Source organism: Bacteroides intestinalis DSM 17393, assembly GCF_000172175.1.
GTDB lineage: Bacteria > Bacteroidota > Bacteroidia > Bacteroidales > Bacteroidaceae > Bacteroides > Bacteroides intestinalis.
Window position 1 is genome coordinate 390,185 of sequence record NZ_ABJL02000006.1, and the last position, 25,868, is coordinate 416,052.

The window sequence follows — 25,868 nt, forward strand, 5'->3', positions numbered from 1 at the left end:
TAGTTCTTATAAAAAACAAAGTGTATGAAGAAAGTTTTCAGAAGAACAAGTGTCCTGTTAGCAGCAGCGTTTCTTAGCACTGCTGCCATACAGGCACAAAAGTCTCCGCAGGACATGGATCGCTTCATCGATGCATTGATGAAGAAGATGACTGTAGAGGAAAAGATCGGTCAGCTGAACCTACCCGTTTCCGGCGAGATCGTCACCGGGCAGGCACAAAACAGCGATGTGGCAAAAAAGATTGAACAAGGGCTCGTGGGCGGACTCCTCAACCTGAAAGGGGTGGAGAAGATACGCGATGTACAAAAACTGGCCATAGAGAAGTCACGCCTGGGCATCCCCCTGATATTCGGCATGGACGTAGTGCATGGTTACGAAACCATTTTCCCTATTCCATTAGGCCTCTCCTGTTCCTGGGATATGGAAGCCATCAGGAAATCTGCCCGCGTTGCAGCCATCGAGGCCAGTGCTGATGGTATTTCCTGGACATTCAGCCCGATGGTAGACATCAGCCGTGATCCGCGCTGGGGACGCGTCAGCGAGGGTAACGGCGAAGACCCATTCTTGGGTGGAGCCATCGCTAAAGCAATGGTATCGGGTTATCAGGGTATCGACCTCAACAACCAACTGAAGCGCAACGATGAAATTATGGCATGTGTAAAGCACTTCGCACTGTATGGTGCCGGAGAAGCCGGACGTGATTACAATACCGTAGATATGAGTCGTAACCGTATGTTCAACGAATACATGTATCCCTACCAAGCTGCCGTAGATGCAGGTGTAGGCAGCGTAATGGCGTCTTTCAACGAAATAGACGGCATACCAGCCACGGCCAATAAATGGCTGATGACCGACGTACTGCGCAAGCAATGGGGCTTCGACGGCTTTGTGGTGACAGACTTTACCGGTATCTCCGAAATGATAGCGCACGGCATCGGTGACTTGCAGACTGTTTCCGCACGTGCACTCAATGCAGGCGTGGATATGGACATGGTAAGTGAAGGCTTCACGGGTACAATCAAGAAATCCATAGACGAAGGCAAGATCAGTATGGAAACCCTGGACAAAGCCTGTCGCCGCATCCTTGAAGCCAAATACAAACTGGGATTATTCGACAATCCTTATAAGTACTGCGACCTGAAACGCCCGAAGCGTGACATCTTCACCAAGGAACATCGCGACGCTGCTCGTAAGATTGCGGGAGAGAGCTTTGTACTCCTGAAAAACGACAAGTCAGGTTCCTCTGCAAACCCAACACTTCCTTTGAAAAAAGAAGGTACGGTGGCTGTCATCGGCCCACTGGCAAATACCCGCAGTAACATGCCGGGTACCTGGAGTGTAGCCGCACGCCTCAACGACTATCCTTCTGTGTACGAAGGATTGAAAGAGATGATGAAAGGCAAGGTAAACATCACTTATGCCAAAGGTAGTAACCTCATCAGTGATGCAGCCTACGAAGAACGTGCCACAATGTTCGGCCGTTCATTAAATCGTGATAATCGTACAGACAAAGAGATGCTGGATGAGGCGCTGAAAGTGGCCGCTAATGCAGATGTAATAATAGCCGCATTGGGAGAATCATCTGAAATGAGTGGTGAAAGTTCAAGCCGCACTAACCTGGCTCTTCCCGATGTACAGCGCACTCTATTGGAAGCTTTGCTGAAAACTGGAAAGCCTGTTGTACTGACGCTCTTTACAGGTCGCCCACTAACGTTGACTTGGGAACAGGAGCATGTGCCCGCCATCCTGAATGTATGGTTCGGTGGAAGTGAGGCAGCATACGCCATTGGCGATGTATTGTTCGGCGATGTAAATCCCAGCGGCAAACTAACGATGACATTCCCCAAAAACGTAGGCCAAATACCTTTGTTTTACAATCATAAAAATACCGGTCGTCCTTTACTTGAAGGCAAATGGTTCGAAAAATTCCGTAGTAATTACCTGGATGTAGACAACGATCCATTGTATCCATTCGGCTATGGTTTGTCGTATACCAACTTTCAATACAGCGACATAACTCTGAGCGCCCCGACTATGGGACAGGATGGTTCTGTTACTGCTATGGTCACGGTAACCAATACCGGTAAGTACGATGGTGCAGAAGTAGTGCAACTTTATATCCGTGACCTTGTAGGAAGCATCACCCGTCCGGTAAAAGAACTGAAAGGGTTTGATAAAATTTTCCTCAAAGCGGGTGAAAGTAAGACTGTATCTTTCAAAATCACTCCGGAATTACTGCGCTTCTACGACTATGAACTCAACTACGTAGCCGAACCGGGAGACTTCGACATAATGATCGGGGGGAACAGCCAAAGTGTAAAAACGACTCATCTGAGTTTGAAATAATAGTATTTTAAAACGAAGGAACATGAAACACAGAACTTTACTGACCTGCATGTGTGGTCTGATACTCTTTGGCAGTTGTAAAGACCAACCTACACAAAATGAGCAGCCATTGGAAGTTATGACTTTCAATATCCGCCTAGACGCCCCTTCAGATAGTGCCAACAATTGGAAATATCGTAAGGACAACGTTTGCAAGATGATTGCCTACTATCAGCCTGACTTGCTGGGAATGCAGGAAGTATGTCACAATCAGATGGAAGACCTAAAACTAGGTCTTCCGCAATATACCGCTTTGGGTGTAGGACGTGACGATGGCAAAGAAGCCGGTGAATATTGTCCGGTATTTTTCAAGACCGACCGGTTCACACTTGTGGAACATGGCAATTTTTCTCTCAGTGAACAGCCTGAAACTATAGGCGTCAGAGGCTGGGATGCATCTTATAACCGCATCACCACATGGGCTATATTACAGAAAAAAAGCGATGGAAAAAAGCTGGTTTTCTTCAATACCCATCTGGACAATGACGGGAAAACAGCCCGCAAAGAAGGTGTACAACTTATCTTGAATAAAATCAAGGAAACCGCCCCTCACATGCCTGCAATCATCACCGGCGACTTCAATTGTACACCCGGCGAAGCTCCCCTGCAAACACTTGAAAAAGGAGGAATGAAAAATACATCCAAAGTAGCAACCGTCATGTATGGCCCGTCCTGGTCTTTCCATGACTTCGGTCGTTTGCCAATGGAAAAGCGTGTGTTGCTGGACTATGTATTTGTGACGAACGGAACAAAAACAGACCGCTACCGAGTCATTCAAGACACCCCGGAGAACGGTTTTCTTTCCGACCACAATCCCGTACTTGTTAATATAACCCTTCAATAAAAGTAGATATGAAGATACAATATAGCTTATTACTGCTCTTATTACTATCAGGCTTTACACAATGTAAAAGCCCGACAGTAAAATCCGGTTCCATAAGCGACGAAGCACTGATGGATACCATACAACGCCGCACCTTCAACTATTTCTGGGAAGGTGCCGAACCTAACAGCGGACTGGCATGTGAGCGCATCCATATGGACGGCATCTATCCCGAAGATGACCAGCACGTAGTAACTACCGGTGGCAGTGGTTTCGGAATTATGGCTATATTGGCAGGTATCGACCGCGGATACATCACCCGTGAAGAAGGACTGGCCCGTATGGAAAAGATTGTTTCTTTCCTCGAGACTGCCGATCGGTTTCATGGTGCTTATCCTCACTGGTGGTATGGAGATACCGGCAAAGTGAAACCTTTCGGTCAGAAAGATAATGGAGGCGATCTCGTAGAAACAGCATTCCTTATGCAGGGCTTACTAGCCGTACACCAATATTACGTCAGCGGTTCGACCGAAGAGCAAGCCCTAGCCGTACGTATCGACACCCTTTGGCGTGAAGTAGACTGGAACTTCTATCGACAAAACGATCAGAACGTGCTTTACTGGCATTGGAGTCCCGAATACGGTTGGGAAATGAATTTTCCGGTATATGGTTACAACGAGTGCCTCATCATGTACATCCTTGCCGCCGCCTCTCCTACACACAGTATTCCCGCCGAGGTCTATCACGATGGTTGGGCAGAGCAAGGTGCTATTGTCGATCCCCATAAAGTAGAAGATATCGAACTTCACCTGCGTTACCAAGGGTGCGAAGCCGGTCCCCTTTTCTGGGCACACTATTCATTCCTCGGATTAGATCCGACAAATCTATCCGACAAATACTGTCCCGGTTATCTCGATGAGATGCGCAATCTCACCCTTATCAATCGCGCCTATTGTATCCGTAACCCCAAGCAATGGAAGGGTTTTGGACCTGACTGTTGGGGACTGACAGCCAGTTATTCCGTTAACGGATACGCTGCCCATGCCCCTAATGAGCTTGCAGACCATGGCGTCATCTCTCCCACTGCCGCTCTTTCTTCCATTGTCTATACTCCTGAATATTCATTGGAAGTAATGCGCCATCTTTATAAAATGGAGGATAGAGTGCTCGGACCTTATGGTTTCTATGATGCCTTCAGTGAAACAGAAGATTGGTATCCTAAGCGCTATCTTGCTATAGACCAAGGACCTATAGTCGTAATGATAGAAAACTATCGTACAGGATTATTATGGAAACTCTTCATGAGTCATCCCGATGTACAGACAGGATTAAAAAAACTGGGATTTAAATAGAAACATGGGGAGAGACTTTCATATTAAGAAGAATCTTCCCATATTTTTTGCCCTTACCTTAAATTAACTATCTTTGTCCCAAGAATAACAATAAGGTCATGGCCTTTTCTAACCTTTATTCAACCTATTTATGGACATCCGAAAGAACATCATCATAACCTGTGTGTCCCTTTTTGTCTGCGCTACCCTATTTGCCAATCAAAAACCTTATGTCACCAACCTCTCACGTGACAAATATCACGCTGCCAATAAAAATTGGTCTATCGGGCAAGATGAAAAAGGCATCATGTACTTCGGAAACAGCATCGGGTTACTGGCATCCGACGGTATGGAATGGAAACTTTATCAAACGCCGAATGCCAGCATCGTGCGTGCCATTGCCGTAGAATCGCATCAGACCATATATAGTGGTGGTTCCGAGGACCTGGGTCGCTGGGATCGCGACCAATCGGGAGAGTTGAAATACACTTCCCTCAAAGGATTAATTAAAGGAGACAATCCACTCGACAATCAAAGTTTCTGGCGCATTTGGATAGATGGTAATAAAGTATATTTCCAATCCTTCAGCCACATCTATGTATACGACCATCAAACAATCACTCCCATCGACGGGCCAAGCGCTTTTCTACTACTGCTGAAAGTACGAAGTGAATACTGGGTACAGGAAATGTACGGTGCCCTTTATCAACTGAATAATGGAATACTCGGCAAAATTCCCGGAAGCGAATTCCTGAACGGTACTACCACTCGCGTCATCCTGCCTTACGACACTGACCGCTATTTGATAGGTACTTCCACCGGAGAAATTTACATCTATGACCAAAAGAACTTTATTCCTTGGAACCTATCTCTTTCCCGACAGTTAAGAGGCCAGGAATTAAACTGTGCTATCTATTCCGCCAAACGGAACACTTATTATCTGGGTACGCAACTTAGCGGTGTATATGAGGTCGATACCCACGGAAACATCCTCAACCATTTCTCTACCACCAACATTCTTCAGAACAATACCGTTCTGTCTCTCTACGAAGATAATCAGAATAACATCTGGGCAGCCCTGGATCGCGGTCTCGCCTACATTCGCTATACTGACGGATTGAGTTACTACCGTTCTACCGATGGTGGATTCGGGGGTATATATGATGCTACTATCTGGCATGACAACCTGCTTATCGGTACAAATCAGGGAATCTACTATACCCAGTATAACAAACTCAATGAGCTGGATGTATTCTCCTCTCTCAAATTAATAGAAGGTACACAGGGACAAGTATGGTCTTTTCGAAAAATAGATGGACGATTATTCTGTGCACACACCAACGGATTACTGGAAATCCTTCCCGACTTCCGCATCCGCCACCCTTACCGTGTCAATACCGGAGTCTTCCGTACACTGGAGGCAACCATCAATGGGAAACAGATACAAATCATTATTACCTACGATAACTTGCTGATACTGAACAGAACTACCGGAGAATTAAATTCCATGCGACAGATATCCGACCCGATATATAATGCCGAAGTAGACCATCTTGGAAATATATGGTTGGAAACCGCCAGTCGGGGCGTATATAAATGTCGGCTGAATGATGAACAAAATGCCTTCCGCTATTATACTTATTATGGTAATGAAAAAGACAGTTCGCTCCCTGCCCGGCTGCAACTATTCAAATCGGGCGGACGTATCCTCTTCTTAGGCAATGACCTGTTTTATATCTATGACGAGGTCAACGACAACTTGCAACTTGAACAGCACCTGAACCGCTGCTTCGAAACCATACATGATCTTAAACGTATCGTCCCCATTGATAGCGAAGAGAGTTGGGCCATTACCGGTTCATCAGTCTATCGTTTCTTTTACGACGGTTACATTGCACGTATCCGCGAAGCCTATAAAGTAGAAGCTGATAATCTCTCGCTCATCACTGCCTACGAGAACATCGCCGTCCTCAACGACTCACTTTCACTTATTTGTCTGGATGCAGGCTTCATTCTCCATAACTCCCACCTCAGTAAGCGGCAGACCGTAGAGCTTTCCGCTCCTAATCTGGAGTTTATTCATGCCGGAAAAGAGTTGAATGCAGGTTTTATAGATATTAACCAGAGCATCCACATCCCTTTTCAAGACAATACAGTTACTGTCGGTTTCTCTGTCAATGCCGCATTTGCCGGAAATCTCTCTGTACAATACCAACTGGAGGAAATGGATAGCACCTGGAGTGCCCCGAAACAACTGAATAGCATTTCCTATGCCCGTCTACCACAAGGCAAGTATACATTGCGCCTGCGAACTACAGATGGACTGAATAATTACTCACCGGATACCCTTCTGGAATTTAATGTACTTCCCCCCTGGTACAATACCGTTTGGTGGTATCTGACCTGCTGTGCCCTCATCATTGCTGCCTTATTCGGTACCTTCTACCTGATGAAACGGCGCCTGCAAACCAAACATCTGCGCCGTATGAAAGCCCAGGAAGCAGCACACTTGCGTTTGATGAACGAGCAACTCCAGAATGAAATCGAAGAAAAAGATGCTGAGATCTTCACTCAGACTTCATTTATCATCCACAAGAACGAACTCATTCTGAAACTCAAAGAAATGGTAGATGATATCTGTGCCCGGAATACACAGAAAGGATTGATCCCCTTTTATCAGAAGATAAACAATCTGCTCGCCAACAATCTCGACACCGAAGATGACTGGAAAATGTTCCTTATCAAGTTTGAGCAAAAGCATCGTAACTTCTTCAAGCGACTGAAAGAGATGCATCCGCAACTCACCAACAACGACCTCCGCCTCTGCGCCTGCCTCAGATTGAATATGGAGACCAAGGACATCGCTTCACTGATGAACCTTTCAGTCCGTGCGGTAGAGAATAACCGGTACAGATTGAGAAAGAAGCTTGATTTGAAGCCTACACAAAACCTAAATGAATATTTTTTGAATATTGACTAAATAGATCAGGTATTATCTCTCATCTTTAAAGATTTCATCCTAAAGATGTAACGTGATGAAAAGTATCTGTAACATCATCCTGACCAGGCAATAAAAACATCATCTATCTTTGTCGGCAGATGTAAACCTCTTCAAAAAGATGGCTCTTTTCGCCGGAGTATTCGACGAGCACATTACACTGACTATTGCTCAGGAATCCTGTGGTGACGGTGCTGCTGCATGGCGAGTTTCTGAAACGCTGGGTGAAGTGGAAACATTGATGAGCACTGGTGTAAATGGTGGGGCACAAATGATCCGTCTTTCCCTTAAACTTATTTGTTTTTACGGTAAAAGTAATGTTTTACCGCAGAAACTTTTTATCTTTGGGGGAACACTTACTAATACCCCCAAAAATCATGAAAAGAATTTTATTGGCTATCTGCGTGATAGCGCTGTCCGTCCTCTCCTACGGGCAAGACAGTAACCAACGAGCCTTCACTTTCGCCTGGCTCAGCGATGTACACCTCAATTCTTTCGCCTATGCCGAAGATGATCTGCGGCAATCCATTGAAGACATCAATGCTAATCCAGATGTTGACTTCACTATTCTCAGCGGCGATGTCACCGAATTCGGTGATACCAAAGAATTCTATTTGCTGCAAGACATTCTGAAAGATTTCAGGAAGCCTTATTTCCTCATTCCTGGCAACCATGATGTAAACTGGAGTGAAAACGGATGCACGATGTTCGACAAGATTTTCCAGGCTTCCCATTTTTGTTATGACTGGCAGGGAGTTCGTTTCATCGGCTGTGGCGCCGGACCAAGCCTACGTATGGGACCGCCTCACATCCCCCGCGAAGAGATTCTGTGGCTCGATTCCATCGTCCGTGCTACTCCGGCAAAGCAACCCATTATCTTCATCAATCACTTTCCTCTCAATCAGGACCTGAGTAACTGGTACGAAGTTATCGACATTCTTAAGACGCGTAATATACAAGCTGTACTCGGCGGTCACCTTCACGTGAACCATGCTTACGATGCCGAAGGTATTCCTGCCGTTATAGGTCGTTCTTCCTTAAGAAGGGAAGATACCATAGGCGGATATAATCTGGTACACCTGCGTGGTAATACACTGGAGTTCAACGAACGGATCATCAAGGTCGAAACCCGTCCGGCTTGGAACACTATTCAACTGCAATCTCCTGCCGAAAAGAAGGATACGATTTACTATCGCCCGGACTTTTCTATCAATGCTACCTACCCTTCCATCCGTGAGGTTTGGAAACTCAAAGATGTGACGGACGTGGCCTCACAAGCCGGCATCGATGGTAGCCTATACGTTTATACTAATACCGCGGGTGTGGTTCATGCCCTCAATACCACCAACGGAGAAACCTTGTGGACCTACACTACGGGAAACAAAATCTTCTCCGCCCCTTTCATTACCCCGAAACTCGTCATCGTTTCTTCGTGCGACGGTTTCGTCTATGCGCTGGACAAGAAGAAAGGTACTGTGCACTGGAAATACAATACCAACTATCCTATTGTGGCTTGTCCGGTGGTTGCCAACGAAACCATTTACATCGGTAGCAGCAACGGCAAGTTCTACTCACTGAAACTGGCCGACGGCACATTGAACTGGGTTTGCGAAGGTTTGCAGGGATACATAGAATCGCGCCCTGCCGTAAACAAAGAACATGTATATATAGGAACCTGGGGAGCCATGTTCTATGCCATCGACCGAAAGACGGGAAAAAAGGTATGGGAGTTCGACACCAAGCGGGGCAGATATTTTTCACCGGGCGCCTGCTGGCCGATAGTGCTACCTTATACCGATCAAAGCAAGAAGGCCGAACAAGTCATTGTCCTCAGTTCAGATTATTTCATACGTGCCTTCCAGCCCGATAATGGAGAAATTCTTTGGGCTTCCGACAAAGCAAAAGGGCGGGAGTCCCTCGGATTCTCACCGGACGGAAAAACAATGTATGTGAAAGGAATTAAGGATAACATAACTGCCGTAGATATCTCTCACGGGAAGTACACCACACTTTGGAGTACTTCGATGCCATACAAGGGTAATTTCATTCCCACCCGAATGGAAACGACCAGACAATTAGTCTTTATTCCTACCGAATTTGGCGTGCTCCATGCTGTGAAGACAGATGGAAGCGGCATTGCGTGGTCTCATAAAATTTCTCATTCGGCAATCACTTCTCTGATCAATGCAGGGAAAGGAAGGGTAATTGTGATGACGATGGATGGAACAATTATGTGTCTGGAATATCCACTTATCAGATAACTGATAAAAAGAAGGGATTGTGTTCAAATGTGTGACACAACCCCTATATTATCAAGAATCAGTTGATAAGGATACTACCCTTTCATTTACTCATAAGCTTTCATTTCAAAATGAATCGGAGTACGACTGGATGGTTGTTGCTGTTCCGGAGTGCGAATCTTCGGTCCCGGAATGAACGGACTGCGTAACATCACATAACGCATACGCGTTGCCTGATCTGCCGTAAACCGGTCTGCATCAGAAATGGCATAATCCATGACATTAGTCGAGCGAAAAGTCACACCCGGATGTTTACAGTCATTACGCATCACCAGAACCTCATAGTCTGCCTGGGTCATTGTGCCACTATTTCCCAAATATTTCAGGAGGTAGTCATCATACTCTGCCTTATTATATGTCGGAGTATCTTCACAGAAGTCACTGTCAATGCACCAGTCTGAACTTCCCGTCTGATCCTCGTCATTTTCCGAGAACGCATGGCGCAGTCCTAAATAATGTCCCAATTCATGTGTCAACGTAGCAACAATATCAGAACTGCTATAATACGCATCATGGTCATAAATATAATCGTTATTGATACTGACACAATGCGGGTAAGGGATATTAGTATAATCAACCTCATACGCTAGCACACTTAGGCCTTCTAAATGATCCGGTTGAATTGTGTAAGGGAAAGTAGAGATTCCCAATATACCTTCTTCAGTGAAGGTATAGAGACAGACATTAATATAACGGTCCTGATCCCACATCAAGTCAATATACTTCTGAGGCGTATTGGCAGTGTATCCCATAAATTCCCTGCAACTGATCCGAGCATTGGCCCATTGTATGCGATGTACACCAGGTTCCTCCATCTTATTGCCGTCAGGATCTTCGGTAGCCAGCACAAATTCCAGATTCAAGTCCACACCACTACTTTTATAAAGTTTATTCACATCAGCAAGTATCGTTTCCAGCCAGCCAGTCTTCACATACTGTTTCGTATTACTTTTACTGGAATAGATGACATGAAAAACAACAGGTAACTTATAGTGATAATTATCATCAGGCACAACAACTTTCTGACTAACCGTAACAGTTTGAGACGACACACCCCCTGCTACTACAACGGTTATTCTGGCTGTACGTGTACCTCTATCTATATTCTCGGCAATGTTCAACTGAACATCGGCAGTTCCTTCACCACCAGCTTTTAAAGGTACACACCAAGAAGCATCCGAAGTCACTGTCCAAGAAGCGTTCGATGTTATCTTCAAGGTTAATGTAGTAGCCGTAGCATCCAGATCCGTAAACGAAGATTGCGAAACTTCCACGTAAGGAGCTTCGTCATCACCATCGCTACAGCCTGCCACGAAAGGCAAGCATAAAGCGAACAGGAAAAGTAATTTGAGATTTTTCATTTTAGTCATATCTGGTGAATTAAGTTTTTATTTGTATTCAAAGGCAACACTCCCGTTGATAGGGCAATCAATAACATTGTCAACAATAAAACGGTTCGCTGAATTCGGTTTGGAAACAACAATCACAACATGGCATTTACTCAAATTATTGATGCCTGCCTGTGCAATATTAAACTCACAGAAAAAATCCGCTTTTTCACCCTTTGTCCATCCGGTGCGTCCACCCAGTAAAACACCAGCTACAGGAGAAGTAGAATTAGCAGCACGCAAAGCTTTATTATGGATCATCGGAGAATCCAAAGTAACATCAGTAGAATTAGCTTGTGCATGTTGAATACCATCTTCCAGCAGCCAAGCAGCAATACGGTAATCGGCATTTACCCCTACTTTTATTTTAGCCTGCACTTTCACTTTACCGGAAGCTTCTGTTCCGCTTACGGCTGCTGAAACTCCACAAGTGGCAGGATCTTCCAAAGCCAGCCTCACATTTGTAGAAATAGTATTAGATATCTGCTGGGGGTAATTGGAACCGATAGACATATTCTTATCCATATTTATCACCATAGCCGGGAAACTGTTCATTCCCGCAGCACTGATAATGGCCAGAGAAGCCTCATTAGTCATCGGATCTGTTTCATTAATATTAGTATGTACTGCAACAAACACAGTGCTGGCTGCCCGTTCTGTTTCGGAGAAGATATTGATACCGGAAATCATATAAGGACAATAAGCACATCCTGTACTGGTGCCCTGCACAGCCAATACGCGTTGCTTAAATCCTTCAAAAGTGTTCGCACTCGGATCAGATGGCAAAGAAGGTATGCCACTTACAGCTTGCACTGTGATTTTATCAGAAATCTCGCCGTTATAGCTGGCAAAAAATTGAAAACTTCCTTCTGTAACGGAAGAAAAGGAAGTATTGCCATAAACAGCCGAAGCCTTATAAATAACAGCTTTGTCCGTTACATCGGAGTTGCCCTTCATTACAGTAAAGACAGCCGCATCCTGTCCGTTTGCTTCAATTACAGTGGCCGAAGTACGCAATACCAAAGTACCAGTTTCGTTACCTCCACCGTTCTCCGGTTCGTCATTGGAATTTCCACTACAAGCGGAAAAGACAACTATTACAATGATAGCTGCCAAATATAAGTATTTACTTAAATGTATCATTTCTTCTATTATTCTTTTAATATTACATATTGTTATCAGAAACTGGTTGTTAACGTCAGGTTAGCACCGGTATAGGCAGGTTGGTAACGACATACTCCACCCGAACAAACAAATCCGGCACGGTTACGCCCATAACTCAGTTGCAAGCGGGTGCGATGTTGCGTATAGCTGACAGAAGCATTATAATAATGCTTATCCGTAGTGCCATGGTTCCACATATCACTTACGGCGAAACTCCAGCGGGGAGCCAGACTCAATTCCACTAAAGCAGCCACCCAGTCCTTCTCATAATCTGTAGAGTAGAGATATTGTACTTCTGCACGCAAGGCCGTCTTCTTATTAAACTTATACGTATTATCCAGTACAAAGATATTTGAAGCGTAAGTTACATCCTGCATACCATGGCTGGGACTCCATTCCTGCACGGATACCAGAAAAGCAGTTTTCCACCGTTTATTCCACTGGTGTTCTACATCCGCATTGATATCACGCCACAAAAGACGGCTTTCCCCGGTCAAATCCTTATCCGAATAGAATGTGGAGAAATTAGCATGGAAATTCCAGTAATCGTTGCGCTGCTTGTCACCACGGATAGAGTAATAGGCATCAATCTGCCCCCCGGCATCACCGTCGGCATTCACCTGATAAGGATTAAGGTTTGCCAGCATATAGGTGTATTGACGAGTCAGGGCAGGCAGGTAATTCAATACATTACCGGCACCTTCGCCTATCAACGTAAGCATCGTATTCATGTGTTCCAATTGGCGAAATGTGCCCAATACACTAAAACGTTTATGACTATACCCCAGTTCCACCAGGATTGCATTCCCATCCACCATATTTGCACTGACAGAAGTAGGCAGGTCTTTCCCTTTACTCACATACTCAGCACGTACAGTCCAATCATTCCAGTCCCAATTAATGCGACCGGAAAACATATCAAGATTGGAGGTGGTAAGAATATCGATTAAATCGGCATTCTCCTTCAAATCTTCATAACGATTCACATAACTACCTTCTACGTTCAGATTCATATTCTGTAAACCCAGAAGTGAAGAAAGTGAAACACTGGCATCAAATCCGCGAACGTAACTGTCTGCATAATCCAGATAAAGGCGGGGGCGTCCATACAGCCCGCTCAAACGGACATACTCTTTATACTCATAACGCCCCTGCACACCTTCAATAGAATTATTAAAGCCTAAAGCCCGATCTTCGTAACTGCGAAACACAAGTCCACTACCATATTGATCGTAAATATCACCAGCACGAAAACCAAAATTCTCATCTTGCCAGCTCACATATTTAGCCCCTAAAAGCGTACGCTTGCCATTACCGTAAACAGCATAATCATATCCTTGCAAAGCAGGTAAGAATCCTTCCAACTGAATACCAGCAGAGAATTTACCATAGCTATAGTCCAGTTTCAAATAGTTATTTGAACCAAAATGATCATCAGGGTTTACAGAAGAACCGGCATCCAGACCTGTATCTTCCACATAATAGATACTGTTGCTCTCCAGGCTTCCGGTCAACTGGCCTTTATTAGATTCCTGGGCATTGAGCTGTGCCACAGAAAAACAGACCAACATCCACATTGCATATAATTTTCTCATTTCTTTTGTAGTTCTTTAAGCTTCTCCAATAATTCCAGTTCACTACCGGGAGTATAGCCTGAATGTGAATATACAATTTTGCCATTTCCATCCACAATATAAGTTTGTGGAGTAAGAGATACGTTCATAACCCGCTTCAGGTTCTGGTTCTTATCGAACAAACAGATAAAATCCCACCCAAACCCTTTGGCCATAGACCGGGCACGAGCCGTAAAACGGCTATCATCAATAGATACAGCAACAATATTAAAATCCACTTCTTCACGCCATTCTTCCAAGAGTTCATTCAGCGTGTTAAGTTCAGTGATACAAGGCTTGCAAGTCACTCCCCAAAAAGAAAGGATGAAAGGTTTTCCGTCAACCAATGTTTTAGTAGAAATTATTTCACCTCGAGTGTTTTCGACTTTTACATCAGGCAATACTTGAGCATAAGCCACAAGGGTAGAAAAAACGAAGAATACCCCCATTAAGAAACTGATTTTCTTCATCATATCGAGTATTTCTTAATTAATTACTGAAAAGGTACACCGGAATAATTCCGGTGTATCCTTTAAATAGTTTTTAATTGCCTACGATTATTTCTTAGGCATCTTAGTATGTAATTCAGCTGCTTTCTTCTGAATATTCTCTTTCAGAGAAATGGACTTTATAGTAGTCTCCGGCATCAGTGGCAATAATCCATCCTTTGTCCAAGGCAAACTAGTACGCATAAAGCGATTTCCTTTATGAGATGCAACCATTTCAGCTCTAACAGTTGTTTGCTCAAGTGCTTTCGCAATAGGAGCCATCTTCTTCTCCGGTTCTGTCCAACCTCTTGTCAGAGTGATTGGTGACGTAATCTTTGAAATGAAAACAGGTTGATTAACAAATGAATAGTAAGCCGGAGAAGGATAGCACATCACATCGTCAGCTTCAACACCTCCGATTGTAATCGTATTCTTATCAGAAGAAACCGTTACTGGGAAATGTCCCAAAGGAGCATTATCATAAACAGCAGAGTTATATCCCACGAACAATACTTCATAATTTTTCCATACAGAAACAGGAGCAACACAACTCTGGTCGGCTGTCAGCTCAAGTTTATCTTTACCGTTCTCACCCTTACTGATTTCCAGGAATAGCTTCGGACCATAATCGTAGAATAGCTCTTCAGTGTCATAAGCCGAATAATCGAGATCACAGAATAAATCCCAAGCACTCATATATTCATGTGCTGCATCAAATCTCAAACCAACCAAACGGTTCTGTCCTCTGTATTTTCCGGCATAGCGTGTAGCTTCCGATTTATACTCATCAAAGAGTTCTGCCACTTTGGTTTTCGCATAAGCTTCAGCAGTAGCTTCATCCTGGCCATTCTTCATGGCACTTTCCTTGAAATAACTGAAGAGTGCATCATAATCTTTCGAGTCCATTGCACTCACAGAAGAAGGTCCCTGTTCGGGTCCGCCAGCAAGAGTGACCTTAAATGAGACTTTTTGGTCATACGTTCCGGTATAATCTTGCCATTGGGCCTGACATGTCGCAGTCCAATCCCCTTTCAAATCATCGAAAAGTGGAGAATCCACACGTTCTTTATCCGGTTCAGGCAAAGAAGTAGACTTCCCTTCATACACCGCCATTTTTTCATCTTCATTAAAGGAAGCTACCATAAGCATTGACTCTGTATGCTCCCAAGAAGTGAAGCCGATGTCATAACCATCATTACTATTAATTGCATTCATGATTTCGACCTCTGTAACATAATTACCATATGATTGCATCAGTTGCTCTTTAGTGGTACCCGAGTTCAACATAGGAGTCCACTCTTTCATATAATTCATCAGATATCTGATATATGAACAATTCTTATCCGGAGCTTTGATGTTAAACCATACCATCCAGGGATTTTTATCCGGGTCTTCTTTAGCAGTAATCTCCAGTTTTGCTTCCGGCTTTGTAGATTCAAACGGGGTGAAATCTATAATCTGAATACTTTGTACACTATAATCTTCACTGTATGTGCCTACAACAATCAGTTTATATGTTTTCCCCTTTTCAAAAGGAAGATAAGCTGGATTGGTAGACATAACCTGAGAGCCTGTATACATTTCATTATTAGTGAGTTCAAAAGTAGGTATACCTCTTTCACCACATATCGTAACATAATAATCATAATCTTCCTTTGTCATTGCGTCTACAACATAGGTGACAACATTTTCATCCGGAGTAATCGTGAAAGTAGCCGAACGTTCCGTTATTTTTGTTTTTTCAACGGTAATCTTACTCTCAACCAATGTTGAACCACCGTAGACATATTGCTTTGCATACTTACCATTAAACGTAACTGCCGCGTCAGAGCACTCTTCCGTATAGCCATCTGTCATCGGAGCAGTAGCCGACCGGGTAGTTTTCATCGGTTCCCAATCATCTCCGCCATCACCATAATCATATTCACACAATACATTGCCATCTGCATCACATTCTGCAACCAATATCACATAAGGATAGCCAGGTAACACCTGAATAGGAAAATCTTCATCCGGTACCGGATTTTCCTCCAAATATTCACCATCAACCAAGTTTATAGTCTTAGCACCTTTATACAATTGTCCATATGACACATAGTCACCATCAGTCATTCCAAATTGATCTTTTTGTGCCTGATACATATCACGAGCTCCAAAAGATAACTTATAGTAAGTATTTTCCGGCATCTCAATATGTAATTTTATACTATAAGGTTTTGTGTCTATAACTGTTATAAGGCGTGTATAAGCAGGCGTAGTAATCGTCTGCGACTTTACAATATACTCCGCACCCTTTTTCAAGGCAAAAAATACAGTATAAGTTTTATTCCCCTCCAAGCCATATACCGTAACCTCATTATCACCATCTTCCGCAGAAATAACTATATTATTTTCCTGTGCTTCAGCATAAATCACTTCTCCTGCGGGAGCAGTAGCATCAGCACCTTCCACTACCTGATAGGCAAAAGACTCCACCCCTCGAGTAGCCAGTTTAAACGTAGCAGAAGTTGCATACACTTCGCTCGTTTCATCCGTACTTGTTTGTGTTATAACAACACTTTCAGTTTCGTCATCGTCGTCAGAACAACTCCACATTCCCCCAGCTAAGACAAGTGTACTTAGCAGGAATAGACATCGATACAATTTTCTCATAAATCAAACAAATTAAATTAATAAATACACGAATCAGCAATCCATCATATTTTCCAATTCGCCAAAACAAGACCTCTATACGTAATCAATTATTCTTTTCATAAATTGTCCCGGGAATCATAAATATACAGTCCATAGTTGAGACATAACAGATACCAGCAGCCTCATAATTTCTACATTTCAGAATTTACAACCAGCAATTGTATCTTTCAAATAGAAGAGTAAAAATGATATTCTCTCTCCTTTCGAACATTTTCAAAAGGGAGGAACAGGTGATAGCATGAAATTATCATTAAAAGTGGCATCATTATAGAGGATTGATACTCTGATAGTACCCTCCAACTTTGAACTATTGCAAAAGGAAGTTACGAAAAGAGTGTAATTTATTGGAAATGAGCGTAGGTTAATTGCTCTTGATAGTAATAGGTTACGATTTAGTTAGTTATCTACTGCATTATCCTTCTGCGCGTTGCGTAACCTTCAAAGAACTCTTCGTATGCAAAAGTAGCTATTTAATTCGAGATTTTGATATAAACTCCCGTTTTTTATCCCCTCATTCATAAGAATTTTCCGTAAAAGCGGTATTGTCCGTCGGCACACCATTGCCCAAAACGAGTTTGGAACAAACGTGTGCCGACTACCGCATAGCTGGAGAAAAGGGCATTGCCTCACGCCTAAACGATGTTTAGACAGATGAAGCAATGCCCCTTTCTTTTGCGCCTATGCCAAGAGGTGCTTTTACGGGTTTTCAAATGATTTTTCTTTTTTCGCTGTCTCTTTTGCCGGAAGCGGAAAGTGAATGCAGAGTGTGTCAGCCTGCCCCATGAATGAAACAGGCGCCCACACACAGCCGGACAAACCGGGAAGAATGATTGTTGCCACCCGGCTGAACAAGTTCCGTCGGATCGGAAACAATCATACTTCCTTTGTTGTGGTTTGCCCTTTTCACGCTTCCGGTGATGTCTTTTTCCTTTTGGTGATTCTTTTTTTTACGGATTTTCCCCTGAAGTTTTTTTCTACACAATCTGCCTCTGTTTTCGTTTACCTCCATTTTGCGCCTTTCAGTAAGCCGCATCAGTCAGTCATTTTCGTTCTGGGCGCAAAGGTAATTCCGGGATTGGACGGGAAAGCAAGGTCAAGCCTCCTGTTTTCGGTAAAAATCTCCAGCCCTGCGGGTAGTATTTTGACCGAAAAACCTTGCATTCCCTAATCCCTACCTTTTCAAGCACCCGAAACGAAAACGACCGATGCGACAGAAAGACGCATAAAAAAAATGTCGGATAAACGAGAGGCAGATAAGATAGTTTGAAACTCAACTCCCTCAGCTCTTGAATCCGCATTAAAAACAAAAAAATCAAAAACAGCGAAGATATGACGGCAACGGCAAATTTCAGACAAATGGCGCAACACATCGGGTTGGCGATATGCGGCTTGATGATGCGCACCGCCTTCGGGGTGTTCGGCATCCTTTGGGGCATCATCAGAGAGATTGTAAACGGAGTGTTCCGAGTGGCGATAGGTGTAATCGTGGCTATCCTTTCCACCATTGCCTTCTTTGGCTTCATCCTTTGGTTATTCACCCTTTAACCCTTACCGACATGGCAAAAAGAAACAGCAAGACGGCAGCGCAGCAGTGCAGATATTACGAGGTGGACAACATCTTCGTGTATATGGTGGAAACGTACATCAACGGCAATTTTGAAACTTTCCGAAGATTGTACCACGAACTGAACAAGGACGCACGGAGGGATTTCATGGACTTCCTTCTCAGCGAGGTAGAGCCGACCTATTGGAGAGAGATACTGAAACAGATAATCTAAAAATGACAGCGATATGAAAGGAACAGACCATTTCAAGAGAACGATATATATGTACTTGGAACAGCGTGCGGAGGAAGATGCGCTATTTGCAAAGAAGTACCGCAACCCTGCCAAGAACATGGACGAGTGCGTGACCCACATTCTGAACTATGTGCAGAAAAGCGGTTGCAACGGTTTCACGGACGGAGAGATATTCGGGCAAGCCATCCACTACTATGAGGAAAACGAGATAGAGGTGGGCAAACCGATGGACTGCCAAGTGGTTGTGAACCACGTTGTGAAACTCACGGCAGAGGAAAAGGCGGAGGCACGTCAGAACGCTGTCCGCAAATACCAAGAGGAGGAACTCCGCAAGTTGCAGAACCGCCACAGACCGTCAGCGAGAAAAGAAAACCAACCCCAACCCTCATTATTTGATTTAGGCTTATGAAACCGAAGACCAAGATACAGAAAGAGGTGGCAAGACTTTCCGCCAACCTTCGCCCCATATCAGCGACACAAATAGATTGGGCATACCGCCACTGCGTTGAGCATATCGGCTACCGCACCAAGAAAGGGAACATCACCTGTTCCGACTGCGGTCACGAGTGGCACAGCGACAGCGGACTATGCGACACCCTTGAAGGCTGCACCTGCCCCAAATGCCATGCCGAACTCAAAGTGCAGGACACACGCAGACGCATCTACAAGGAAACGCAGAATTTCAGCGTGATAACCACCTGCAAAGGGTATCAGGTAATCCGCGTGGCGCAGGTCAGATGCGAGAGCAGGAAAGGCGAACCGATGCGTTTCTACTGCCACGAGGTCGTGCAGCGTTGGATTTCACCCGACGGCAAGGTTACGGACATGGCGTTGCTCCGTGGCTTCCTTTTCTGCTATTGCGATGTGTGGGCATTAGGCAGCGATATGGAGGTAAGACCGCACAACAGCCTATACGATGATGTGGTGGCAAGAAGCTGTGCATATCCAAAGATGAGGATATTGCCCCAACTCAGACGTAACGGCTTCAAGGGCGATTTCCACGGCATCTCCCCCGTGCGTCTTTTCAAAGCCTTGCTTTCAGACCCAAGAATTGAAACCCTTATGAAAGGCGGTGAGATTGAGGTCATGAAACACTTTCTTTTCAATACCCGTACTGCCGATGAATGTTGGGCATCATATCTGATTGCCAAGCGTCACAAGTATCAGATAGACAACCTCTCAATGTGGTGCGACTATCTGCGTATGCTCAAAAAACTCGGTCAAGACCTCCGTAACCCGAAGAACATCTGTCCCGAAGATTTCATGGCGGCACACGACAACGCAACCCGAAAAATTGAAGCCATACACGAGAAGGAAAGAGCCGCAGAGCAACGCCGTTGGGAGATTGAAAGGCGTGAGCGTGAGCAACAGCGACAACTCCAACGAAAGAAAGATGCGGAGGATTTCATCGCCAACAAATCCAAATTCTTCGGCTTGGTAATCACGGACGAGGAAATAATCGTCAAGGTGCTTGAAAGCATAGACGAGTATTACAACGAGGGCAAGACGCAGGGCATCTGCGTGTTTGGCAGTGGATACTACAAGAAAGCCGACACCCTCATACTATCGGCAAGGATTGGCGATGAGATTATTGAAACCGTAGAGGTGGACTTGCGAACCCTCGAAGTGGTGCAGTGCCACGGCAAGCACAACCAGGACACCGAATATCACGAGCGCATCATAGACCTTGTGAACAAGAACGCCAACCTTATCCGTGAGCGGATGAAAGCGGCATAGCATAACCCCTAAAACAACATTGATATGGAAGTAAGAATTGAAAGTATGATTTGTGTGTGGGATGATGCAATCCCCACGATGTTCCTTGAATTTGTGAACCTCCTCACTCTCACAACGAGTGAGGGGGAATTGAGAAAGAGCGTAAAGGAGTTTGCCGAGAAGCACGAACTTGACAAGTTTTTCCTTTACGGCTTCGGCTCACACCATTTCTACCTGCACCAACGCTACACAAGCAACCCCGAAATGGTGATGAAGAACAGAGTTCTGTCAGTACATTTTTAACCATCTAAAAAGCAACATTATGACAACACGAATGACCATCAACGGAGTAAGCACCTGCGCGGAAGCAGGTACGGAGAAATACGAGCGTTTCCAATCGGGTATCGGAAGACGCAGGCGGACACTTGTGCAGTACGACTACCGCCACCCCATAGACAGAGAATTGTTCTCTTGTGTCAAACCCACGTTGGACGAGTGCCGAGCCGCACGGGACAAGTGGCTGAACGCAAAGAAGGGAAAGGAGGACAGACTATGAACACGACCTATCAAACGCTGATAGTCAAGTTCAGCGAACCTATCACGGCATTGGACGGTATCTTTGACGATACCGGAGCGTGGGGAACGGACACCCTCAAGGGGTGGATAGATGATTACGAAAGCACACGTTTCACCGCCACCGACAGCCATACGGCAGTCATCACGAGCGAGTACAATATGGAATGTGTGAAAGAGTGGCTACAACGGCAGACCCCCATTTCCGAAATGCGAGAATTTTGAACGGGATGGCGGTGTCCGCACCGCCAATACTTAAAACCCTAAAAACAAAAGATATGATAGCCAAGACGATATTACAGCAGATAGGCGGAAAACGCTTCACCGCCATGACAGGTAGCCGTGATTTCATAGATATGGGCAACGGCTTACGGATGAGCCTTGCAAGGAACAAAACAAGTGCCAACCGCCTTGACATCATCTATGACGAAGGGGCAGACCTCTACAATATGCGCTTCTACCGCAGGACGTTCAGCAAAAAGACCTTTGAGTGCAAGACAAAGGACATTGCCGTACACGAGGGTATCTATTTTGATATGCTGGAGGAAATGTTCACGATGGTGACGGGACTTTACACACGCTTTTGAGTGGCGGGGCGGCGAGAGCCGCCCTACTTTCTTTCAGTGAGCATGATGGCGGACAAAGAAAGTAGCAAAGAAACCTTTGTCCAATCTGCGATAACTAAAAAATCCGCAAGTAAAACTTGCGGAGGCTATATATTGGGTCGTTATTTTTTGGTGGAGGGGAATGATAATCTCGAACCGTTGAACTACACATTTCTGCTTCGTCTCCATTTCCCCCAACGATTTGATACGTTCAATCATTTTTGTTGTTCCTTTCTGAATTTTCCTAAATACTTTCTTCATAATTTCGCTATACTTTTTATGGTTAATAACTATGTTTTGTATTGCTCTCACAACACTTACAACTTGAAGTGTTATTTGGAAACCGATAGGCAAAAATGGCTCAACGATGTCAATTAACGAGAAAATCCTACGATAATCTATCAAGTGATAGAGCAAAAGACGTGCCAAGTTAAATATGGCACGTCTTTTGCCAGTTTTGTCAGTCCTTTTATGGGATATACAACAGCGCAAACTCCGCCTTTCTCCGTTTGAGCAGCATGGCGTGGCGTTTTCCTTTGTAGTTGCAGAAGGCTATATACTCACGGTAGATGTTCCTGTCACCAGCTTCCAGCTTCTTGATTAAGGTGCTTTTGGGGATTGTTTTGCTGCCTAACAGCTTCGCCGGTCCCACATTGTAAGCTAACGTGCCAAGCAAAATCGAATCAACCCCGAATTTACGGAACATGGCGACAAATTTGCGCAGGTCTTTCCGCAAAAGTTCATCCGCATCCCGTTTTGTCATGGTTCGTGCCGAATACTTCTCGTTTGGCAAAAGTTTGTGACCCCAACCGACGTATGGGTAGTGTTTTTCTGAGTGCCAGCCTTCAAAGTAGCGGCAGCATAAAAAAGCACGTTCCATAAGCGGCAGTCGGTAGATTGCCGCCTGCCCGTCCGTTCCCTCTTGGCGGCTGATCTGCGCGGACACAGAACAGACCGTCAGAAGTGAACAGAGCATTGTCATGAATACACGCATCATTTCAACAAGGGGCTGAAGTTGCCGATGGGAACGATGGTAAGATCGTCGTCCTTTACATTCCTGTTGTTGAAGTCAAATTCCAGTTCGTAGGAGTTGCTAAAGTTATCCTCCACCACCACGATGAAATTATGCGCCTCATCACCCGCCGCCGTGTAGTACAGGCGGAATTTTTCGTTCTCCAGCAGGTAGCGGTCGTTAGGCAGGAAGGTGATGCCGTTATCCATTTTGAGCGAGCCTTCCCCCTCGAACTGGAAATAGCGGATGGTATAGAGCGTACCCGAAAAGTCGCCCTCCTTTTTCAGTTCACAGCGGATTTCCACTGTCTGCCCCTTTACTACCTTGTTCGGCACGGGCATGACCTCCACCGTGAAGGGATAGGACTGCTGGATGTCCATGTCATCGTCACATGACACGAGGGTGAATGACATGGCGGCTATCAGGCATAACGCCACTGCCTTGAATATTGATGTTCTCTTGTTTCTGTTGTTCAGTATGTTCATTGTTCTTCGATTTTTAGATGGTTGTTTTTCTGTTTTTTCGTTGTCAGTTGCAGGTACTCGTTCAAGTCCTTGCAACCGTCATAGAGGGAGGAACGGTCGGTGACACGTTCCCCGTATCGCATGGTAAGTGCGGCAAGCGTCCGCCGTCCGGCTTCGTCACGGTCGAGGAAGCAGCCGATGCGCCCGTATCCGTCCAGCAATCCCGCCGCCTTCTCCACGTTGGCGACTGAGTTCAGCACAAGACAGTCAGCGTTACCGGTTACACCAAGCGTCACGGCAGAGAGAAAGTCCATGAAGCCCTCGAACACGAGGCACTCGTCAGCCGGGATGTCATTCGCCTTTACCAGTGATACAGACTTCGGAGGTATGCAACCCTTGAAATATCGGCTTCTGACTTCATAGCCACCTGCCATGTTCGGAAAGCCAACGGCAAAATACCGTTTCCCACGCACACCGTAGTTCAAGCGGCAGCAGTGACGGGATGCGATGGCGTAAGGGATGCCCCGTTCCTCTAAATACTCCGTCAGCAGTGAGCGGAGCAGCGGAGCGACCTCCACATCCTCAAAAACGGATTCGGTCGGCTTCGAGAGATAGACGGGCTTTTCCCATCCGGCAACCGTCATATTGGCGGCTTCCGCTATGAACTTCGCTTGCTTCATGAAGTCATCGCTTTGCAGAAACTCCCCGGCAAGCGTGAAGATGTCGCCGCCCTTGCCCAAACCGAAGTCGTACCAGAGCTGTTTCGCCACGTTCACACGGAAAGAGGATGTGCGCTCGCCCCTGTACGGGGCAAGATACCACAGCTCGTTACCGCTCCTTCTGACAGGCTCATGCCCCAGCCGTGCGAGAAAATCCGCAAGCGGCATCCTTCTGACAGCATCTATTTCCGTCCTTTCCATGCCCGTGTCAGTTGATGATGAACTTGATACCGACCCCGAACTGCGTGTGGAACTTCCGTGTGTCGCCACCCCAAAGGCAACGCTCCCGCAGGTTGGCAAGCAGGGCGATACGGTCTGCCACGTAACACTCCACATCGAGCGTCAGCGCACCGCCGTAGATGAAGGCGTCCCGGTCGTGCAGCGTGGAGCCGTCATGCAGCACCTTCTTCCCCCAATTTACCGCCTCATATCCGGCGAGAGCCGAAGCCCCGGCATAGACGAAAACAATCTTTCGGGCGTCCGACAGTATCTTGAAGTAATAGCCGCCCTCCGCCGTGAACTGCGCCACGGGTATCTTGGTGTCCTTGTAGGGATTGTTCTTCAACAGGTATTCGCCACCGAACACCCACTTGTTCCCCTTCTTCGTGTAGGTGGAGAGAGCCGCCCCGAAGCTGTACCCGCCGTCCTTGCCGCCGAGATTGAAGCCGTCCGCCATGTCCGCCCTCACCTCGATGCCCTGCATCTTCGGCAGACACCGCTGGGCGTGCGCCTGCCCTGTAAAAAGGGCAAGCGACGCGATGATTATTGCGATGTACTTTCTCATGGTCAGCGTACTTGAAGTTCGTTGATGGTACCCGCGCGTACCAAATCCTCGTTCTCAATCACGAAGGACTGGTGACGGCCGCCGTTCTTCTCGTTCAATTCCACCACGAGGCACTTGTCATCGGGGATGGTGAACTTCGCCATCGTGAAGACCGTGCGCTCGCTCTTTTTGCCCGGCACGAGGGTGGCGTAGTTCTGCGCGCGGAGCGGCAGAATAATCTGCTCCTGCACGGCAGTACGCTTCGCAACCTTCTTGTCCACGATTTTCCAAGTGATGTAGTCCACATCGAAAGGCACGTTGCTCTGGTTCTTTATCTCCGTGTGGAAATAAAGCAAGCCGTTGTGCGTGTAGATGCCTTTCAACAGGTATTGGATGCCGAAACGCTTGCAGCCGATATGCTTCACCTCGCGCTTGTTCTGTTTGTGGATGGACTTCATGATAAGGCGCACCAGCATCGGGCTTTCGCTGCCCAGCTCTTTCAGATAGATTTCCTGCGCGTTGTTCGGGCGGTTCACCGTGCTGCCGTCATGGATGAAGTCGCACATCTCCACGTTGAGCAACAGCGGTTCGGCGGCGTACTTCACGTTGAAGGTGTAGAAACTGCCGTCCTCCGTGATGACGGACATATTCGTTTCGTTGGGAAAATTCCTTACGGTAGCCTTCACACGGATGATGTTCTCCGCTCCGTCGGCTTTCCCGGCAATCAGGTCGGGCGAGCCTAAATCGACATAGCGCACCTCCGCCGGAAAAATGACGTGGACGGTCTTGTCGTAGGTCACTTCCAGACCGTGCGGCGGTATCATGCGGTCGAAGGTCAGCTTGCGTGACAGCCCGTGATATAGGTCGCCGTCCGCCTCCTTCTGCGGATAGACCTCCTTCGTCAAGGTCGGTTGTTCACTTCCGTTGGTCGTTTCAACGGTTACATTCTCCTGCGCGTTGGCAGTTATGATGCCCATAGCGAGGGCAAACATGATGATTACTTTTCTCATTACTTTTGGATTTTAGTGGTAAT

General features: G+C 45.8%; 26 protein-coding genes. 14 read left to right on the forward strand and 12 right to left on the reverse strand.

The features are described from left to right. Window positions 1–24 precede the first annotated feature (24 nt). The 6 genes from bglX to BACINT_RS03535 all read left to right on the forward strand — a co-directional run bounded on the left by bglX (window position 25) and on the right by BACINT_RS03535 (window position 9,798). Window positions 25–2,346 (forward strand): beta-glucosidase BglX, encoded by a 2,322-nt coding sequence (gene bglX, locus BACINT_RS03510; protein ID WP_007660647.1) that lies wholly within the window; start codon window positions 25–27, stop codon window positions 2,344–2,346. Window positions 2,347–2,368: 22 nt separating this feature from the next. Next, window positions 2,369–3,229, forward strand: coding sequence for an endonuclease/exonuclease/phosphatase family protein (locus BACINT_RS03515; RefSeq protein ID WP_021968220.1), 861 nt, complete (start codon window positions 2,369–2,371; stop codon window positions 3,227–3,229). An 8-nt stretch (window positions 3,230–3,237) separates the two neighbouring features. After that, a complete protein-coding gene (locus tag BACINT_RS03520; RefSeq protein WP_007660649.1) occupies window positions 3,238–4,560 on the forward strand; it encodes a glucoamylase family protein in 1,323 nt (440 codons plus the stop codon). Between the two features lie 130 nt (window positions 4,561–4,690). Beyond that, on the forward strand, window positions 4,691–7,519 hold the full coding sequence (locus BACINT_RS03525; RefSeq protein ID WP_007660651.1) for a triple tyrosine motif-containing protein: 2,829 nt from the start codon (window positions 4,691–4,693) through the stop codon (window positions 7,517–7,519). A gap of 109 nt (window positions 7,520–7,628) precedes the next feature. Further along, complete coding sequence (locus BACINT_RS03530; protein WP_021968218.1) at window positions 7,629–7,982, forward strand: glucuronyl esterase domain-containing protein; 354 nt, start codon at window positions 7,629–7,631, stop codon at window positions 7,980–7,982. After that, window positions 7,915–9,798, forward strand: a complete 1,884-nt coding sequence (locus tag BACINT_RS03535; protein WP_044154696.1) for an outer membrane protein assembly factor BamB family protein — start codon at window positions 7,915–7,917, stop codon at window positions 9,796–9,798. The genes BACINT_RS03530 and BACINT_RS03535 overlap by 68 nt, the downstream gene beginning before the upstream one ends. Window positions 9,799–9,884: 86 nt before the next feature. On the opposite strand, the gene BACINT_RS03540 is transcribed toward BACINT_RS03535, so the two are convergent. The 6 genes from BACINT_RS03540 to BACINT_RS24880 form a co-directional block, all read right to left on the reverse strand. Then, complete coding sequence (locus BACINT_RS03540) at window positions 9,885–11,207, reverse strand: zinc-dependent metalloproteinase lipoprotein (protein ID WP_007660656.1); 1,323 nt, start codon at window positions 11,205–11,207, stop codon at window positions 9,885–9,887. 18 nt (window positions 11,208–11,225) lie between these two features. Continuing rightward, a complete protein-coding gene (locus BACINT_RS03545; protein WP_007660657.1) occupies window positions 11,226–12,368 on the reverse strand; it encodes an Omp28-related outer membrane protein in 1,143 nt (380 codons plus the stop codon). A 35-nt stretch (window positions 12,369–12,403) separates the two neighbouring features. Beyond that, window positions 12,404–13,984 carry a DUF6029 family protein gene (locus tag BACINT_RS03550; protein WP_007660658.1) on the reverse strand — a complete coding sequence of 527 codons (1,581 nt, stop codon included), beginning with the start codon at window positions 13,982–13,984 and terminating at the stop codon, window positions 12,404–12,406. Further along, the gene (locus BACINT_RS03555; RefSeq protein WP_007660659.1) at window positions 13,981–14,475 is read right to left on the reverse strand and encodes a TlpA family protein disulfide reductase; all 495 of its coding nucleotides are present in this window, start codon (window positions 14,473–14,475) and stop codon (window positions 13,981–13,983) included. Before BACINT_RS03555 ends, BACINT_RS03550 begins: the two co-directional genes overlap by 4 nt. Window positions 14,476–14,559: 84 nt before the next feature. Then, window positions 14,560–17,142, reverse strand: coding sequence for a hypothetical protein (locus tag BACINT_RS03560; RefSeq protein WP_007660660.1), 2,583 nt, complete (start codon window positions 17,140–17,142; stop codon window positions 14,560–14,562). An 811-nt stretch (window positions 17,143–17,953) separates the two neighbouring features. Then, window positions 17,954–18,166 carry a hypothetical protein gene (locus tag BACINT_RS24880; RefSeq protein ID WP_171031146.1) on the reverse strand — a complete coding sequence of 71 codons (213 nt, stop codon included), beginning with the start codon at window positions 18,164–18,166 and terminating at the stop codon, window positions 17,954–17,956. Between the two features lie 347 nt (window positions 18,167–18,513). On the opposite strand from BACINT_RS24880, the gene BACINT_RS03570 reads away from it, so the two are divergent. From BACINT_RS03570 to BACINT_RS03600, 8 genes are read left to right on the forward strand one after another with little or no spacing between them, the layout of a single operon-like run. Beyond that, complete coding sequence (locus BACINT_RS03570; protein ID WP_004291535.1) at window positions 18,514–18,729, forward strand: hypothetical protein; 216 nt, start codon at window positions 18,514–18,516, stop codon at window positions 18,727–18,729. An 11-nt stretch (window positions 18,730–18,740) separates the two neighbouring features. Then, a complete protein-coding gene (locus tag BACINT_RS03575) occupies window positions 18,741–18,962 on the forward strand; it encodes a hypothetical protein (RefSeq protein WP_004291534.1) in 222 nt (73 codons plus the stop codon). Window positions 18,963–18,975: 13 nt separating this feature from the next. Further along, complete coding sequence (locus BACINT_RS03580; protein ID WP_004291533.1) at window positions 18,976–19,392, forward strand: PcfK-like family protein; 417 nt, start codon at window positions 18,976–18,978, stop codon at window positions 19,390–19,392. Beyond that, entirely contained in the window at window positions 19,389–20,720 is a 1,332-nt protein-coding gene (locus BACINT_RS03585; protein WP_004291532.1) for a PcfJ domain-containing protein, read from the forward strand. The genes BACINT_RS03580 and BACINT_RS03585 overlap by 4 nt, the downstream gene beginning before the upstream one ends. A gap of 24 nt (window positions 20,721–20,744) precedes the next feature. After that, window positions 20,745–21,002: a hypothetical protein gene (locus BACINT_RS03590; protein ID WP_004291531.1), complete on the forward strand. Its 258-nt coding sequence runs from the start codon at window positions 20,745–20,747 to the stop codon at window positions 21,000–21,002. Window positions 21,003–21,021: 19 nt separating this feature from the next. Beyond that, window positions 21,022–21,255, forward strand: coding sequence for a DUF3873 domain-containing protein (locus tag BACINT_RS23545; protein WP_004304291.1), 234 nt, complete (start codon window positions 21,022–21,024; stop codon window positions 21,253–21,255). Beyond that, window positions 21,252–21,497 (forward strand): DUF6956 domain-containing protein, encoded by a 246-nt coding sequence (locus BACINT_RS03595; protein ID WP_004291529.1) that lies wholly within the window; start codon window positions 21,252–21,254, stop codon window positions 21,495–21,497. Before BACINT_RS23545 ends, BACINT_RS03595 begins: the two co-directional genes overlap by 4 nt. A gap of 53 nt (window positions 21,498–21,550) precedes the next feature. Then, a complete protein-coding gene (locus BACINT_RS03600) occupies window positions 21,551–21,859 on the forward strand; it encodes a hypothetical protein (RefSeq protein ID WP_004304290.1) in 309 nt (102 codons plus the stop codon). A gap of 33 nt (window positions 21,860–21,892) precedes the next feature. Here BACINT_RS03600 and BACINT_RS24770 read toward each other — a convergent pair whose 3' ends face one another. From BACINT_RS24770 to traN, 6 genes are all read right to left on the reverse strand, one after another. After that, window positions 21,893–22,282 (reverse strand): hypothetical protein, encoded by a 390-nt coding sequence (locus BACINT_RS24770; protein ID WP_004291527.1) that lies wholly within the window; start codon window positions 22,280–22,282, stop codon window positions 21,893–21,895. 64 nt (window positions 22,283–22,346) lie between these two features. Continuing rightward, window positions 22,347–22,874, reverse strand: coding sequence for a glycoside hydrolase family protein (locus BACINT_RS03610; protein WP_004291526.1), 528 nt, complete (start codon window positions 22,872–22,874; stop codon window positions 22,347–22,349). Then, a complete protein-coding gene (locus BACINT_RS03615) occupies window positions 22,871–23,374 on the reverse strand; it encodes a DUF3872 domain-containing protein (protein ID WP_004291525.1) in 504 nt (167 codons plus the stop codon). Before BACINT_RS03615 ends, BACINT_RS03610 begins: the two co-directional genes overlap by 4 nt. Then, window positions 23,371–24,273 (reverse strand): toprim domain-containing protein, encoded by a 903-nt coding sequence (locus tag BACINT_RS03620; protein WP_004291524.1) that lies wholly within the window; start codon window positions 24,271–24,273, stop codon window positions 23,371–23,373. Before BACINT_RS03620 ends, BACINT_RS03615 begins: the two co-directional genes overlap by 4 nt. A gap of 7 nt (window positions 24,274–24,280) precedes the next feature. Next, window positions 24,281–24,856 (reverse strand): conjugal transfer protein TraO, encoded by a 576-nt coding sequence (locus BACINT_RS03625; protein ID WP_004291523.1) that lies wholly within the window; start codon window positions 24,854–24,856, stop codon window positions 24,281–24,283. 2 nt (window positions 24,857–24,858) lie between these two features. Further along, window positions 24,859–25,845: a conjugative transposon protein TraN gene (gene traN / locus BACINT_RS03630; protein ID WP_004291522.1), complete on the reverse strand. Its 987-nt coding sequence runs from the start codon at window positions 25,843–25,845 to the stop codon at window positions 24,859–24,861. Window positions 25,846–25,868: the final 23 nt, after the last annotated feature.

Bases quoted from the DNA above. Each gene is read 5' to 3' on its own strand.
- bglX (WP_007660647.1), top strand. From the start codon at position 25: ATGAAGAAAGTTTTCAGAAGAACAAGTGTCCTGTTAGCAGCAGCGTTT.
- BACINT_RS03515 (WP_021968220.1), top strand. From the start codon at position 2,369: ATGAAACACAGAACTTTACTGACCTGCATGTGTGGTCTGATACTCTTT.
- BACINT_RS03520 (WP_007660649.1), top strand. From the start codon at position 3,238: ATGAAGATACAATATAGCTTATTACTGCTCTTATTACTATCAGGCTTT.
- BACINT_RS03525 (WP_007660651.1), top strand. From the start codon at position 4,691: ATGGACATCCGAAAGAACATCATCATAACCTGTGTGTCCCTTTTTGTC.
- BACINT_RS03535 (WP_044154696.1), top strand. From the start codon at position 7,915: ATGAAAAGAATTTTATTGGCTATCTGCGTGATAGCGCTGTCCGTCCTC.
- BACINT_RS03540 (WP_007660656.1), bottom strand. From the start codon at position 11,207: ATGACTAAAATGAAAAATCTCAAATTACTTTTCCTGTTCGCTTTATGC.
- BACINT_RS03545 (WP_007660657.1), bottom strand. From the start codon at position 12,368: ATGATACATTTAAGTAAATACTTATATTTGGCAGCTATCATTGTAATA.
- BACINT_RS03550 (WP_007660658.1), bottom strand. From the start codon at position 13,984: ATGAGAAAATTATATGCAATGTGGATGTTGGTCTGTTTTTCTGTGGCA.
- BACINT_RS03555 (WP_007660659.1), bottom strand. From the start codon at position 14,475: ATGATGAAGAAAATCAGTTTCTTAATGGGGGTATTCTTCGTTTTTTCT.
- BACINT_RS03560 (WP_007660660.1), bottom strand. From the start codon at position 17,142: ATGAGAAAATTGTATCGATGTCTATTCCTGCTAAGTACACTTGTCTTA.
- BACINT_RS03570 (WP_004291535.1), top strand. From the start codon at position 18,514: ATGACGGCAACGGCAAATTTCAGACAAATGGCGCAACACATCGGGTTG.
- BACINT_RS03575 (WP_004291534.1), top strand. From the start codon at position 18,741: ATGGCAAAAAGAAACAGCAAGACGGCAGCGCAGCAGTGCAGATATTAC.
- BACINT_RS03580 (WP_004291533.1), top strand. From the start codon at position 18,976: ATGAAAGGAACAGACCATTTCAAGAGAACGATATATATGTACTTGGAA.
- BACINT_RS03585 (WP_004291532.1), top strand. From the start codon at position 19,389: ATGAAACCGAAGACCAAGATACAGAAAGAGGTGGCAAGACTTTCCGCC.
- BACINT_RS03590 (WP_004291531.1), top strand. From the start codon at position 20,745: ATGGAAGTAAGAATTGAAAGTATGATTTGTGTGTGGGATGATGCAATC.
- BACINT_RS23545 (WP_004304291.1), top strand. From the start codon at position 21,022: ATGACAACACGAATGACCATCAACGGAGTAAGCACCTGCGCGGAAGCA.
- BACINT_RS03595 (WP_004291529.1), top strand. From the start codon at position 21,252: ATGAACACGACCTATCAAACGCTGATAGTCAAGTTCAGCGAACCTATC.
- BACINT_RS03600 (WP_004304290.1), top strand. From the start codon at position 21,551: ATGATAGCCAAGACGATATTACAGCAGATAGGCGGAAAACGCTTCACC.
- BACINT_RS03610 (WP_004291526.1), bottom strand. From the start codon at position 22,874: ATGATGCGTGTATTCATGACAATGCTCTGTTCACTTCTGACGGTCTGT.
- BACINT_RS03615 (WP_004291525.1), bottom strand. From the start codon at position 23,374: ATGAACATACTGAACAACAGAAACAAGAGAACATCAATATTCAAGGCA.
- BACINT_RS03620 (WP_004291524.1), bottom strand. From the start codon at position 24,273: ATGGAAAGGACGGAAATAGATGCTGTCAGAAGGATGCCGCTTGCGGAT.
- BACINT_RS03625 (WP_004291523.1), bottom strand. From the start codon at position 24,856: ATGAGAAAGTACATCGCAATAATCATCGCGTCGCTTGCCCTTTTTACA.
- traN (WP_004291522.1), bottom strand. From the start codon at position 25,845: ATGAGAAAAGTAATCATCATGTTTGCCCTCGCTATGGGCATCATAACT.